13 protein-coding genes are annotated in these 13,329 nt (G+C 71.3%); 3 read left to right on the top strand and 10 right to left on the bottom strand.

Annotated elements, in window-relative coordinates; genetic code table 11:
- Positions 1 to 36: 36 nt before the first annotated feature.
- From AB5L52_RS39525 to AB5L52_RS39490, 8 genes are all read right to left on the bottom strand, one after another.
- Complete coding sequence (locus tag AB5L52_RS39525; protein WP_369368088.1) at positions 37 to 1,155, bottom strand: pentapeptide repeat-containing protein; 1,119 nt, start codon at positions 1,153 to 1,155, stop codon at positions 37 to 39.
- A 136-nt stretch (positions 1,156 to 1,291) separates the two neighbouring features.
- Positions 1,292 to 1,690 (bottom strand): hypothetical protein, encoded by a 399-nt coding sequence (locus tag AB5L52_RS39520; RefSeq protein WP_369368087.1) that lies wholly within the window; start codon positions 1,688 to 1,690, stop codon positions 1,292 to 1,294.
- Positions 1,677 to 1,856 (bottom strand): hypothetical protein, encoded by a 180-nt coding sequence (locus tag AB5L52_RS39515; RefSeq protein WP_369368085.1) that lies wholly within the window; start codon positions 1,854 to 1,856, stop codon positions 1,677 to 1,679. The genes AB5L52_RS39520 and AB5L52_RS39515 overlap by 14 nt, the downstream gene beginning before the upstream one ends.
- Before the next feature lie 58 nt (positions 1,857 to 1,914).
- On the bottom strand, positions 1,915 to 2,928 hold the full coding sequence (locus AB5L52_RS39510) for an NAD(P)H-dependent glycerol-3-phosphate dehydrogenase (protein WP_351018910.1): 1,014 nt from the start codon (positions 2,926 to 2,928) through the stop codon (positions 1,915 to 1,917).
- Positions 2,813 to 3,523, bottom strand: coding sequence for a class I SAM-dependent methyltransferase (locus tag AB5L52_RS39505; protein ID WP_369368082.1), 711 nt, complete (start codon positions 3,521 to 3,523; stop codon positions 2,813 to 2,815). The genes AB5L52_RS39510 and AB5L52_RS39505 overlap by 116 nt, the downstream gene beginning before the upstream one ends.
- Complete coding sequence (locus AB5L52_RS39500; protein WP_351018915.1) at positions 3,520 to 3,897, bottom strand: hypothetical protein; 378 nt, start codon at positions 3,895 to 3,897, stop codon at positions 3,520 to 3,522. Before AB5L52_RS39500 ends, AB5L52_RS39505 begins: the two co-directional genes overlap by 4 nt.
- A 509-nt stretch (positions 3,898 to 4,406) precedes the next feature.
- Entirely contained in the window at positions 4,407 to 6,122 is a 1,716-nt protein-coding gene (locus AB5L52_RS39495; protein ID WP_369368081.1) for a cytosine permease, read from the bottom strand.
- 71 nt (positions 6,123 to 6,193) lie between these two features.
- Positions 6,194 to 7,432 (bottom strand): MFS transporter, encoded by a 1,239-nt coding sequence (locus tag AB5L52_RS39490; RefSeq protein WP_369368080.1) that lies wholly within the window; start codon positions 7,430 to 7,432, stop codon positions 6,194 to 6,196.
- 54 nt (positions 7,433 to 7,486) lie between these two features.
- On the opposite strand from AB5L52_RS39490, the gene AB5L52_RS39485 reads away from it, so the two are divergent.
- Complete coding sequence (locus tag AB5L52_RS39485) at positions 7,487 to 8,248, top strand: helix-turn-helix transcriptional regulator (protein ID WP_369368079.1); 762 nt, start codon at positions 7,487 to 7,489, stop codon at positions 8,246 to 8,248.
- A 124-nt stretch (positions 8,249 to 8,372) separates the two neighbouring features.
- Positions 8,373 to 9,446 (top strand): NAD(+)/NADH kinase, encoded by a 1,074-nt coding sequence (locus tag AB5L52_RS39480; RefSeq protein WP_351018927.1) that lies wholly within the window; start codon positions 8,373 to 8,375, stop codon positions 9,444 to 9,446.
- 40 nt (positions 9,447 to 9,486) lie between these two features.
- On the opposite strand, the gene AB5L52_RS39475 is transcribed toward AB5L52_RS39480, so the two are convergent.
- The gene (locus AB5L52_RS39475; protein WP_369368078.1) at positions 9,487 to 10,494 is read right to left on the bottom strand and encodes a hypothetical protein; all 1,008 of its coding nucleotides are present in this window, start codon (positions 10,492 to 10,494) and stop codon (positions 9,487 to 9,489) included.
- Between the two features lie 150 nt (positions 10,495 to 10,644).
- Entirely contained in the window at positions 10,645 to 11,166 is a 522-nt protein-coding gene (msrA, locus tag AB5L52_RS39470) for a peptide-methionine (S)-S-oxide reductase MsrA (protein ID WP_369368077.1), read from the bottom strand.
- Positions 11,167 to 11,532: 366 nt separating this feature from the next.
- Between msrA and AB5L52_RS39465 the strand changes: the two genes are divergently transcribed.
- Positions 11,533 to 13,254 carry a carbohydrate binding domain-containing protein gene (locus AB5L52_RS39465; protein ID WP_369368076.1) on the top strand — a complete coding sequence of 574 codons (1,722 nt, stop codon included), beginning with the start codon at positions 11,533 to 11,535 and terminating at the stop codon, positions 13,252 to 13,254.
- The last annotated feature ends 75 nt before the right edge of the window (positions 13,255 to 13,329 follow it).

Genomic DNA, 13,329 nt, shown 5'->3' with positions numbered 1-13,329 from the left:
GGGGCGGACGGCCCATCGGCTGGGCTGCCTGATTGCTCAATTCGCCGACGCTGACGGACCATGCATCGGCTCGGATTGCAGCAGCGGGACTCGCCTCGTGAGCGCGGCAGCCGGAAGCAGATTGTCCGGTTCGATGCCAGGGTCCGCCGTGACAACGACGCCGGCTGTTTGAGCGTCGAAGTCGGTCGGCCAGATCGTTAGGTCGCTCGCCAGCGCGCCTTCCAGCCTCGCCTCTCGCAGGTCAGTGTCGGTGAGGTCACAGCCCCGGAGGTCGGCCAACCGCAGGTCCGCACCGGCGAACACGGCACCCTGGGCACGGGCCTTGCGCAGGTTCGCCTCCCGCAGGTCCGCACCGGAGAAGTCCGCCGACCTCAAGTCGGCTTTGACCAGGCGTGCGCCGCGCAGATCGGCTTGCAGACAGCGGACCTGGTGGAGAATGGAAGTGCCGAGTTCGGCATGCCGCAGGTTGGCGGCGATCAGTGACGCCTTGCTCAAGTTGACCTGGTAGACGCTCGCCGCTTCCATGCATGCGCCGTCGAAGTTGACTCCGTGCAGCGACAATCCGTCACAGTCGGCTCGGCGCAGGTCGGTCAAACTGACGTTGAGCCACTCCGGACGGCGTTCCTGGTACAGGACCCCGAGGCAGGTCAGCGCCGTCTGGGCGTCCGCGGCGTGGGTCTCCAGCGGGGGCACCGAGTTAATGGACACGTCGGCCGCCGGAACTGCGGGTTCCTGCGGCGGCCAGGGAAGGTGTGTCCGCAGATACGCCGCCATGATGGAGACGACCGCCTCGCGGTCATGGTCGGAATGATCCGCGATCCGCCACAGTGCGTAGATGCCTCCGATCCGCACGTCCAGTTTGTCACTGCCGAGCTGATCCACGGCCCGGCTGAAGCGATCGGTGATGTTCCCCTCGCGGGTTGCGTGCAGCCCGTCTTGGCTGACGCGCAGCTGCCGCCATGTGGCATAGGCGCCGAACAGGACGACCGCACCGCCGACCGTCTGCAGAAGCGTGGTACGCACGTTGTTCACCGCGTTCAACCGGTCCGCTGCAGCGAGGTGGCCACCTGCGAGGTCGTGGTCGACTATCAGCCCCGGAAGAACCAGGAGCACGACGCCCAGTAACACCATCACGGCCAGTACGGCCAGCGCCACAGCAACGGCACGAGTCAGGCGCCACCGGCCACGAAAAGATCCCCCCATAGCCAGAGGATCCTAGAACAAGGCCGAACCCGGCGAACCTTCCCTCAGAGCACTACCGCGATCTCCATGGCAATGACCGTGGTCGCGATCAGACGCCGCAGGCGGACGTCCCGTTCGGCGAGGTTGCCCGTGTGCCGGCGGACGAAGCCGACGTGCATTCCGTGGCCGAGTTCGCCAGCGAGGGCAGGACCACCTGCAGCGCGAGGCGGGGACCATGGCTTAGCGCCAGAGCGAGGGCGGCGGCCGTACGTTCAATCAGGGCGGGCCGGTAGACGGTCACCAGAAGACGAGTTCGGACGGCGCCGAAGCGCTGCTCAGCGAGGTGGGCGCTGAGCGAGGCGGAGGCGAAGCGGTCCCAGCCACCCTGGCCGAAGGCGAGGGCGAACCGCTGGGTGGGCACGGCGCCGAAGATGCTCCGGAACCACTGGAGGCGTCCCGGGTCGGTGGGGTGCTGGAAGCCGGAGGCGAAGGTGTCAACGAACCACACGGCTGTCCCTCAACTCCACAGGCTGCTGACCCCGAGCGGACAGGACGCGGCCGTGTCCGTCGATCCGGTCGTACCAGCCGCTGCCGGCGAGGTGGTCGAGGATCGTCTGGAGCTGGGGCGGGCCGAGGGTGAAGGAGCCCGGGGAGAGGCAGTCGTAGACGTTCACCCTCCGGATGGGGAGGGTGAAGGCGAAGGGGGCAGGCCGAGAGATCGAGCGCCAGGGGTCAGCGCTCGGGCTTGGGGGGCCGCTGCATCAGCGCGGCCGCGGCCTCGGCGAGGGTGACTTTCTCGTGCAGCAGGGTGGAGATCACTTCCGTGATCGGCATCTCGATGTCGTGGGCGTGGGCCAGGGCGAGGATCGCCTCCGCGGACTTGACACCCTCGGTGGTCTGCCGGGTGGCGGCTGCGGCCTGCTCGGCGCTCAGGCCCCGGCCGAGGTGGGTGCCGAAGGTGCGGTTGCGGGAGAGCGGGGAGGAGCAGGTGGCCACCAGGTCGCCCATGCCGGACAGGCCGGCGAGGGTGGCCGGGTGGGCGCCCAAGGCCATGGCCAGCCGGGTGGTCTCCGCCAGGCCTCGGGTGATGAGCATGGCCGTGGCGTTTTCGCCCAGGCCCATGCCGGAGGCGATGCCGACCGCGAGGGCGATGACGTTCTTCGCCGCGCCGCCCAGCTCGCATCCGGCCACGTCGGTGCTGGTGTAGGGCCGGAAGTAGCCGGTGTGGCAGGCCTTTTGGAAGCGGTGGGCGGCATCCTCGTCCGCGCAGGCGATGGTGGCGGCGGCGGGCCGACCGTCCATGATCTCGCGCGCCAGGTTCGGGCCGGACAACACCGAGACCCGGTCCGCGCTCACGCCGGTCACCTCGGTGATGATCTGGCTCGCCCGCAGTCCGCTGCTCTGCTCGATGCCCTTCATCAGCGACACGATCACGGTGTCGTCTCCGATGTGCGGCGCCCACGCGGCGAGGTTGGTCCGCAGGGTCTGCGCGGGGATGGAGAGCACCAGGAAGTCTGCGCCCTCCAGCGCGGTGGCCGGGTCGGTCGTCGCAGTCAGGGCGGCAGGCAGCTCGATGTCCGGGAAGTAGCCGGGGTTGCGGTGATGCGTGTTGATCGCGTCGGCGATCTCGCTACGGCGGGCGTGCACAATGACGTCGGTGCCGGCGTCCGCCAGGATCTTGGCGACGGCGGTTCCCCAGGACCCGGCCGAGAACACCGCCGCACGAGCAACACGGTGCTGACTCACTGAGGGGTCCTTCCGCCGGGAGCGGGCCCGTCGCCGGGACGGCAGCCGGGATCCGACATCGTATCGGCCGCGCGGGGCCCGGTCGGGGAGGCCGAGGGCGCCGGAGGGTCAGCAGGACCGCGCGGCGGCCCGGCAGCGTGGGCAGCACCTGGTGCGCCTCGCGCAGCATGTTCTGCGCCTCGCCCTCACCCAACTCGTGCCTCAACTCCTCGACATGGGCGATCCACAGCCGGCAGAGCCTCTCGCACGTCGCGGGCTCGGCGGGGCGCTCGTCCACGTGCTCCATCGCAAGGCTGGCGGCGCGGGCCTGCTCATGCCAGGCCGGCTCCGCTCCGCGCCGCAGCGACCGGGTCAGGACCAGGCGACCGCCCGGGGCCAGGACGCGAGCCAGCTCGCGCAGTGCCGCGTCGACGTCGGCGTTACGCCCGAGGGCGTCCACGCACACGATGCCGAGGGCACAGCCGTCGGGCAAGCCGATTGCCTCCAGCTCGGCGACGCGGAAAGCGGCCCGGCCGACGGTGCCATCGAGGAAGTGCGGGCAGTGTGGGCAGCGGCTTGGCCCGTACCGTGCCCGGCAGCGCCACCACGCCGTCACCCCGTAACACTGGCCGTCTCCGTCCGCTCAGTCGTCTCGTTCATCTCCTGAAGCAGCCCGGGGACGAGCCGCTTGGCCGCCGCCACGGCGCGCGTCCCGCAGACCAGCCCCCGCGCGGACGCCTCCGCGTCGAACTCCTGCCCAGGGCACCCCCACACCCGTTGAAGGAGCCGGCGGGTGAGGTCGTCGCGCACCGCCGCGACCGTGAACCCGGGCCGGGTGCGGCACTCCCCCGCGAGCGCGTCGGCGTACCGGGCGACGACCGCCCTGGCGGTCCTGCCGGCGGTCGCCCATCGACTCAGTGAACTCTCCGCAGGGATCGGCCGCCGGCCCTGCCGCACCAGCGTCGCCGCGATCGGCCTGCGCGCGGCCATCGAAGAGTGCGTGAACTCTGCCCAGCGCCGGCTTGCACTCTCGCCGGGCGAGGGCTCCGCCTGATTCGATCGCGGCGATGAGTGCTCCGCCTGACACCATGCGCAACCACTGGCGGTGGCAGCCCGGTTGGAGCGTGGGCCGCCGCTGCTACACATGGCACCTGACCTTCGAAGGCCAACAGGACGTGCAAACATGCACCGGCTCGCCGCCCGGTACCGGGACGCGCTTGCGCACCTCGGCGACCTCCTCCACGCCGTACGGAACGCGATCCGCAGCGCGATCGGCGACATTCTCGACGAGGTCCCGGAGAACGCTGACGGCTTCACCCCCGCACGTCTCCGTCGCCTACAGCGCCAGCGACGGACCGGCCGACCCCATCCGCGAAGCCCTTGACGGGCTCGACCTCGCCCCAGCACACGGCCGGATCTGGACGACTCCGGTGAGGCGGTGGGGCGGCCGAAGCGCGCGAGGCTCCGGGCGTGCGAAACCTTGCGGCCGGTGCCCGGGCTCAGTCCACGGCCCGGACGGCGGGCACGCCCAGGTGGACCGGGCCGGCCGCTCCCCCGGTCTTGCACGCGTCATGGCAGTCCTTCTCCAGGCTGCAGCACAGCGAGCAGATCGCGCCCTGGTGGAAGGGGCATCCGGCCATGTCGGGCCGCTCGAAGTCGGTCGCGCACACCGAGCAGTTCAGGACGGCCGCCGAGGGCAGGCCGTCGGGACCGAGCAGCGGCTCGTCCAGGCCGTCGGCGCGGGCGATGTAGTACCTCCCCTTGGTCAGCACCGCGCACAGCGGCGAGAGCACCATGGCCAGGAACAGCGCGATGAACGGCGAGAACGCCTTGCCGTAGGCGCCGAAGGCATCGAAGTACGCGGCGATGGAGACCGCCGACGCGATCAGCATGGAGCCGAAGCCGACGGGGTTGAAGTGGTGGAGATGAGCCCGCTTGAACTCGATGTACGAAGGGCTCAGCTTGAGCGGCTTGTTGATGACGAGGTCGGCGACGACCGCACCGATCCAGGCGATCGCCACGTTGGAGTAGAAGCCGAGGACGGTGTTGAGGAAGCCGAAGACGCCGCCCTCCATCAGAGCGAGGGCGATACCGACGTTGAGGAAGATGTAGACCACGCGGCCGGGGTGACGGTGGGTCAGCCGGGAGAAGAAGTTCGACCAGGACAGCGAACCGGAGTACGCGTTCGTCGAGTTGATCTTTATCTGGGAGAGGATCACGAAGAACGTGGCCAGGCCCAGGGCGATCGGCGCGGCGAAGGTCTTGAAGCCGTGCACGTACTGCTGGATGGGTTCGTTGGCCTTGGCCAGACCGACGCTGCCGGCGATGTAGAACGCGAGGAAGGCGCCGCCGATCTGCTTCGCCGCGCCGAGCACCACCCAGCCCGGACCCGCCGAGAGCACGGCTCCCCACCACTTCCTGCTGTTCTCCGGTGACTTGTCCGGCATGAAGCGCAGATAGTCCACCTGCTCACCGATCTGCGCGATCAGCGACAGCGCCACACCGGCGCCCGCCCCGACCCCGAGCATGCTGATGCCGGACCCGGTCGGCGAGTCACCCGCGAAGTGCGTGAACTCCGCGAATTTTCCCGGCTCCTGGGCCGCGACCGACACGAACGGCGCCACCATCAGGACCAGCCAGACCGGCTGGGTCCACACCTGCATCTTCGACAGCGCGGTCATGCCGTAGACGACCAGCGGCAGGATGATCAGCGAGCAGATCAGATAGCCGACGGCGAGCGGGATGTGCAGGCCCAGTTCGAGGGCCTGGGCCATGATGGAGCCTTCGAGGGCGAAGAAGATGAAGGTGAAGCTGGCGTAGATGACCGAGGTGAGCGTCGAGCCGAGGTAGCCGAAGCCCGCGCCCCGGGTCAACAGGTCCATGTCGATGGAGTACTTGGCCGAGTAGTATGCGATCGGGATGCCGGTGAGGAAGATGACCAGCGCCGCGGTCAGGATCGCCACCAGGGCGCTGGAGAAGCCGTGGGAGACCGCGATCGAGCCGCCGATGGCGAAGTCCGCGAGATAGGCGATGCCGCCGAGGGCCGTGGTGGCCACGACGTACGGCGTCCAGCGCCGGAAGGACTTGGGCGCGTAGCGCAGTGAGTAGTCCTCCAGCGTGTCGTTCCGGGCCCACCCGTTGTACGTCCGGCCGCCCGGCGAGGACGGCGGGGCGGGCGGCGCCTGTTGCGCCTGCTGGTCGACGGTCTCCGGCACGGCTGCTCCCTCTTCCCGCGGTCCGCCCCGGTGGGTGCCGAGGCGTTGCAGGGAAGGTTCGCGCCGCGCCATTACTGCGCCGTTTCACCGTCTTTACGGCGGCGAACACGATGCGCCGGGGCTCCGGCCGGGAGCGCTTCGGCTCGCTCTGCGGGCAGGCCGGCCAGGGGACGCGGGGCGGCGGGCTCGGGCAGCGTGCGCAGCAGCAGCCAGCTCAGCACCGGCATCAGGACGAGCGGGGCGAGCGCGGTCCGCAGGGACGTGGCGTCGGCGAGCCGGCCGATGAGCGGGCTCGCCAGACCGCCGGCGCTGACGGCCAGACCGAGGGTGATCCCGCCGGCCGTGCCGACCCGGGAGGGCAGATAGTCCTGACCGAGCGTGACCTGGAGGGAGAACGGCACATACAGACCGGCCGAGGTCAGCGCTATGCATCCGTAGAGCGCCGGTCCAGGGACGCACACCACGCCCGCGACCGCCACGGCCGAGACCAGACAGGACCAGCGGCACACCGTGACCCGGTCCCAGCGCTCCGCCAGCGCGCCGCCCAGCACGGAGCCGACGGCACCACCGAGATAGAGCAGGAACAGCGCGGCGGTGCCGGCGGCCGCGCTGCCGCCCAGCTGTTGGCCGACGTAGAGGGAGAGGAAGCTGCTCAGCCCGACGAACACGATCGACCGGCACGTCACGGCCAGCGACAGCTTCACGAACGACGCCTTGTCGTCGCGCTGGACGGCCGGCGCCGTACCGGCCCGCGCGGCCGGCCGTCGTTCCGGGGTACGCAGTACGACCAGGCACAACGCGGTGCCGGCGAGGGCCGGCAGCACCAGCAACGGCGTCCGGCGCAGCCCGCCCGTGCCCACGACCGCGGCGACCAGGAGCGGGGCCAGGGCGAAGCCCACGTTGCCGCCGAGCGAGAACCAGCCCATGGCGCTGTGCGCGCCGCGGGCCGCCTGCCGGGCGATCCGGGCGGACTCGGGGTGGTAGGCGGCCACGCCGATCCCGGAGAGCGCCACGCACACCAGGGTGAGGGCGTAGGTGCCGCCGAGTCCGCTCAGTGCGATGCCGACGCCGGCCAGGAGCGTACTGACCGGGAGCAGCCAGGGCACCGCCCGGCGGTCGGTGAGGGCGCCGAAGAAAGGCTGTGCCACGGACGACAGCAGGGATGCGGCCAGGACGACGCCCGAGGCGGCGGCATAGCCGTATCCGCGCTGGGCGACGAGGTAGGGGATCAGGGACGCCACCGCGCCTTGGTAGACGTCGACGCAGGCGTGCCCGGCGGACAGCAGGGTGATCGAGGTGTTCCTTCGCACCCCGTCATGCTCCGGCCCGGCCGGGCTGTCGCACTTCCGATAAACTGCCACGTGATGATGGAAATCCGCCATATGCCGACGGCTCCGACACGCACCCGGCGGCTGGCGTCCCGGACGGCGATCGAGGCCCACCGGCACGACGACCACCAGATCGTCTACGCGGGCCGCGGAGTCGTGACCGTCACCACCGACGCCGGTTCCTGGGTCGCGCCCGCCACCCGCGCCATCTGGGTGCCGGCCGGCACGGTCCACGCCCACGAGGCGCACGGCGAGCTGGAACTGCATCTGATGGGGCTGCCGGCGACGGAGAACCCGCTGGCTCTGGACGTACCGACGGTGCTGGCCGTGGGCCCGTTGCTGCGTGAGCTGATCATCGCCCACACCGGCACGCCCGACGACGGCAGTCCCGAACGGGCCAGGCTGCGCGCGGTGTTGCTCGACCAGCTGCGGGCCTCGCCGCAGCAGCCGCTGCATCTGCCCACGCCCGGCTCGCCCGTGCTGCGCGCGCTGTGCGACATCCTGCGCGCCGATCCGGCCGACGGCCGCACCCTGGCCGAGCTGGGCCGGGAGGTCGGGGCGAGCGACCGTACCCTGTCGCGGCTGTTCCGCCAGGACCTCGGGATGACGTTCCCGCAGTGGCGGACCCAGCTGCGGCTGCACCACGGGCTGGTCCTGCTGGCCGAGCGGACGCCGGTGACCACGGTGGCGCACCGGTGCGGCTGGTCCTCGGCCAGTGCCTTCATCGACGTCTTCCGCCGCACCTTCGGCCACACGCCGGGTACGCGCCCGACGGGCGCCCGCCGGCCGCTCGGCTGACCCCCGCGGGCGCCGCCGGGTTCCCGTGTCCGCTTGGCGGAGGGTCCCGGCGGCGTGGCGCGTGCTGCGCGGAAGCGGTCCGCGGTGAGGATGGCGAGCGGGAGCAGCCGACTGGGAGGCGGATATGACGGTGAACCGTGTCGGCCTGGTGGTGCACGGCGGGCGGGCGGAGGCCGTGGCCGCCGCGCGAGCGGTGCGCGCGTGGTGCGCGGAGCACGCCGTGGGGTGCGCCGACATCGACGTGTGGCGGGAGGGAGCGCGGCACAGCGCCCGGGAGGAGCTGGACGCCGCGGGCGATCCGGATCTCATCGTCACCCTCGGCGGCGACGGCACCTTTCTGCGCGGCGCCCGCCTGGCGGCCGAGAACGACGCCCTGGTGCTCGGTGTCGACCTCGGCCGGGTCGGCTTCCTCACCGAGGTCCCGGCCTCGGCGGTGCGCACGGCACTGGACGCGGTCCGGTCCGAGCGGATCAACGTCGAGAGCCGGATGCTGCTCACCATGCGGGCGTCGTGCCGACTCGAGGTGCCCGCGCAGATGGAGACGCTGCTGCGGTACGGCCGTGGGCCGATGCTGCCTCCGCCGCGGGTGCGGGCGGGGTGCGAGACGGGCGAGAACTGGGGCGTCGCGCTGAACGTCACCGCCCTCAACGACGTCGTCGTGGAGAAGCTCGCCCGGGACCGGCAGGTGTCGGTCGGGGTCTATCTGTCCGGCCGGCTCCTGGCCTGCTACTCGGCCGACGCGCTGCTGGTGGCCACGCCCACGGGCTCCACGGCTTACAGCTTCGCCGCGGGCGGCCCGGTCGTCTCGCCGCGTGCGGAGGGCCTGGTCTTCACACCGGTCGCCCCGCACATGGTGTTCAACCGCTCGGTCGTGGCCGCACCCGACGAGCCCGTCGCGTTGCGGGTCCTCGCACGTTCGGGGCAGGCCGCGGTCAGCATCGACGGCCAGCTGCGCGGCGTGCTGAGCCCCGGGGACTGGATCGGCGTGTACGCCGCACCGCGTCGGCTGAAGGCGGTCCGGCTCGGCCCGATGGACTTCTACGGCCGGCTGCGCGAGCGCATGAACCTCACCGACGCGCCGGCCGCCCTCGCCGACGGGGAAGCCGCTCCCCTGTGGCCGGTGACCTCACCTCCACCGGACGACCTGGCCCACCTCGCGCTGCCCACGGCGCCCGAGGACGGGCCTCGGCCGGCCTGACGCCTTCGGCACCTTTGACAGGCGAGGGCATACCGACGGGTCAACGGCTCCGACCGCCCTGAGTACGACGGCTGCGGGTGTCGTCCGGGGTCTCGGGCGGCGTGACGGGTCCGCGGGTGCGGACGAGTGCCGGCAGCATGACCGAGCCCGCCGCTACGGCGGCGCTGTGCAGCGCGGCCGCGACGGCGAGGTTCTCCGGCGGGGACGTACCGGCGGGGTGGGCCAGCGCAACGTACAGCGTGAAGGGGAGTTGCCAGCCGCTCCACGCGCACAACGACCCCGTTCCCAGCCAGCCGAGCGTCAGAGGGATCCAGCGGGGCAGCCGGGCGGGCCGGCCGCGGCCGATCGTCCAGGTGGCGGCTGAGGCGATGAGCGCCCACAGTCCCCACACGCCGGTCAACAGCCGCTCGTCGACGCCCCGTTGCGCCGGATGCGCGACACCGGCCGTACCACCGAGCGCCCAGTAGGCCCAGACCGCCCCGGTCACCGCACCGGTGCCCACCGCCCATCGCGCGCAGCGCGCGAGGCCGTGGCCCGCGTCGCCGACCCGGCCGGCGAACACCTCTGGCCGGCGCCGTCGTAGGTGTGCGGGCAGGGCGATGGCGAGACCGAGTCCCATGCCCACGAAGCTGGTCTGGATCAGCGCGGCTTCCCAACCCGGCATGGCCGGGCCGCCGTCACGAGGGTGCCGTGGCGCACCGTCGGCGAGTCCCAGCAGCGAGTCGAGTACGGCGTACGGCAGCAGGGGGACGAGGAAGCCCGTAGCCACCCAGGCGACACCCGCGACCCACCGCACCGGCAGGCGCAGGCCCCAGGGCCGTACCAGAGCGAGCGCCACGGCGATCCCGAGGCCGGCCATGCCGATGGTCGCGGTGTTGAGCACGACCCAGCCGGCCAGGCCGAAGCCGTCACCGATGGGCAGCACCCCCGCGATCGCGCCGACCACCCACGAGACCTTGATCAACGCGTACGGCGTCATCACCGCCGCTCCGTATGCCGCCAGCCGGCCGAGCCGGTCGAAGCGGTCCCACGAGTCCGGCCGGTCCACCGAGTCCCCCGTTCCTCCTTCGGAAACTCAAGACTCCTCACCGGGCGGACCGGTCACATCCCGCGCCGGTCGGATCGCGCTCCCCCGTCCGGCGGAGACACGGAGGGCCAAGGGCGGATCGGCCAAGGGCGGATCGGCCAGGGGGTGCGCTCAGTTCGTCGTGGCCGAACCCCGGCGCGGCAGCTTCCAGTTGGGGCGCGGGAAGTGGCAGGTGTAGCCGTTGGGATAGCGCTCCAGGTAGTCCTGGTGCTCGGGTTCCGCCTCCCAGAAGTCACCCACGGGCGCCACCTCCGTGACCACCTTGCCCGGCCACAGCCCGCTCGCCTCGGCGTCCGCGATCGTGTCCAGGGCGACGCGGTGCTGTTCCTCGTCGCCGTAGAAGATCGCGGACCGGTAGCTGCGCCCGATGTCGTTGCCCTGGCGGTCGCGCGTGGTCGGGTCGTGGATCTGGAAGAAGAACTCCAGGATGTCGCGGTAGCTCGTGACCGCGGGGTCGAAGAGGATCTCGATGGCCTCGGCGTGGTCGCCGTGATTCCGGTACGTCGCGTTCGGCGTGTCGCCGCCGCTGTAGCCGACGCGCGTGGACACCACGCCCGGCTGCTTGCGGATCAGATCCTGCATGCCCCAGAAGCAACCGCCCGCCAGTACGGCCCGCTCGGTTCCCACTGTCATCGGTCACTCCCTGACGTTCGAGGCCGGCACGGTCGTCGACGTGCCGGTTTCACCGGTCACCCAGCCTAATACCGCCCTTGAGCGAGCGACGAACGGTCACCGCGGGAGGCCGTCATCCGGCGGTCACCCGACACCGCCGTCCGTCGCAGCGGCGGGTGCGGCCCGGTCAACTCGCGCCCTTCACCGCCGAGTTCCGCCTCACGTACCGGCGGGGACAGGCATGGGAAATCCGGATGGTTCCAGTTGGTCTAGTCCTCTTGACGGGGTGACGCGCGGGCGGTTTGGTATGTACCAACGTCGGCCCGGCACCACACCGCACCACCCCACCACTCCCGCCCGAGAGGCACCCCCGAGAGGGGCAATGTCATGCACCTGGCAAGATTTGGCGCTTCCGCCTGCGCGCTCGCGCTCGCGGCCACCGGCGCCGTCGTCGCGCTGGCACCCGCCGGCAGCGCCGCGACGAGCAGCGTCTACTCCGTGGCCCCCTATGTCGACATGTCGAACAGTCAGGAGGGCATGCTCGACACCGCCATCACCGCACACCACCTCAAGGCCTACACCGCGGCCTTCGTCCTCGGCGAAGGCTGCAACCAGATCTGGGGCGACACGCTCCCCATCGGCAACGACTCCTACACCGACCCCGAGATCGCCAAGGCGAAGTCCGAGGGCGCCTCCGTCATCATCTCCTCGGGCGGAGCGAGCGGTGAGCCGCTTGCCTGGACGTGCTCCACCCAGAGCAGCATCGATGCCGGATACCAGGCAGTCATCAACGACTACGGCGTCACCCGGCTCGACTTCGACGTCGAGGGCGCCGCCGTCGCCGACACCGCGGCCGCGGCCCGCCAGATGCAGGCGATGAAGGACCTCAAGGCGTCCAACCCCGATCTGCGCTTCTCGATGACCCTGCCGGTGCTGACGAGCGGTCTCACCAACGACGGCGTCAACGTCCTCAAGGCCGCCAAGAACGCGGGCATCAAGATCGACGTGGTCAACGTCATGGCCATGGACTACTACGCGGGCACCGGCACCGAGATGGGCCAGGGCGCGGTCGATGCCGCCAAGGCCACGCTCGCCCAGATGCAGTCCGTCGACTCCTCCTACACCTATACCAACCTCGGGATCACCCCGATGATCGGCAAGAACGACGACGGTTCCACCTTCACCCTGGCCGATGCCCAGACGGTGGAGAACTTCGCCGCGCAGAACGGCGTCGGGCGGCTGGCGTTCTGGTCGGTCAACCGGGACCAGCCGTGCAGCGGAAGCGCCAACTCCCTGCCCACCTGCAGCGAGATCAGCCAGAACAGCCTCGCGTTCACGGACGCGTTCGTACCCTTCGAGGGCAGCACGGGCGGCGGGGGCGGCGGCACGACCGGTGACTTCTCCCTGTCCCTGGCGCCCGGCTCCGCCTCGGTCGCACAGGGCGGCTCCGCCACCGCGACCGTCTCCTCGGCCGTCACCTCCGGCAGCGCCGAATCCGTCACACTCTCCGCCTCCGGCGCGCCCTCCGGGGTCAGCGTCTCCTTCAGCCCCGCCTCGGTCACGTCCGGCGGCAGCTCGACGCTGACGGCCACGGTCGGGTCGTCCGTGGCCGCGGGCACCTACCCGATCACCGTCACCGGTACGGCCGCCGGCGGCAGCCACAGCGCGACGTACACGCTCACCGTCACCGCCGGAGGGGGCGGGGGCGGAGGGGGCGGAGGCGGCGGGGGCTCGCTCACCAATGCCGGCTTCGAGACCGGCAGTCCGAGCCCCTGGACCTGCACGGGCGCCGGCACGGTGGTGTCGACCCCGGCCCACACCGGCAGCCACGCCCTGCAGATCACGCCCAGCTCCAGCAGCACCGGTGAGTGCGACCAGACCGTCACCCTGTCCCCCAACCACAGCTACACACTGACCGGTTGGGTCCAGGGCCCCTACGCCTACATCGGCGTGAGCGGCGGTGCCACCGCCGGCACGTGGTCGAGCAACACGAGCTGGAACCAGCTGACGGTCAACTTCACCACCGGCGGCAGCGGAACCGTCACCGTCTACGTCCACGGCTGGTACGGCCAGTCCGACATCCACGCCGACGACTTCGCCCTCAGCTAGAGCCCCACGGCGCGGGCGTGCGGCGCGCGCCGCCTCCGACAGGAGCAGCGCGCCGCACGCACCGCCACCGCCGTC

This window comes from Streptomyces sp. CG4 (assembly GCF_041080655.1).
Taxonomy (GTDB): Bacteria; Actinomycetota; Actinomycetes; order Streptomycetales; family Streptomycetaceae; genus Streptomyces.
This window is presented reverse-complemented; position numbering and strand designations above follow the sequence as displayed.

What these genes read in the sequence shown, in the direction of transcription:
- AB5L52_RS39485 (WP_369368079.1), top strand. Translation starts at nt 7,487, where the DNA reads ATGATGGAAATCCGCCATATGCCGACGGCTCCGACACGCACCCGGCGG.
- AB5L52_RS39480 (WP_351018927.1), top strand. Translation starts at nt 8,373, where the DNA reads ATGACGGTGAACCGTGTCGGCCTGGTGGTGCACGGCGGGCGGGCGGAG.
- AB5L52_RS39465 (WP_369368076.1), top strand. Translation starts at nt 11,533, where the DNA reads ATGCACCTGGCAAGATTTGGCGCTTCCGCCTGCGCGCTCGCGCTCGCG.
- msrA (WP_369368077.1), bottom strand. Translation starts at nt 11,166, where the DNA reads ATGACAGTGGGAACCGAGCGGGCCGTACTGGCGGGCGGTTGCTTCTGG.
- AB5L52_RS39500 (WP_351018915.1), bottom strand. Translation starts at nt 3,897, where the DNA reads ATGGCCGCGCGCAGGCCGATCGCGGCGACGCTGGTGCGGCAGGGCCGG.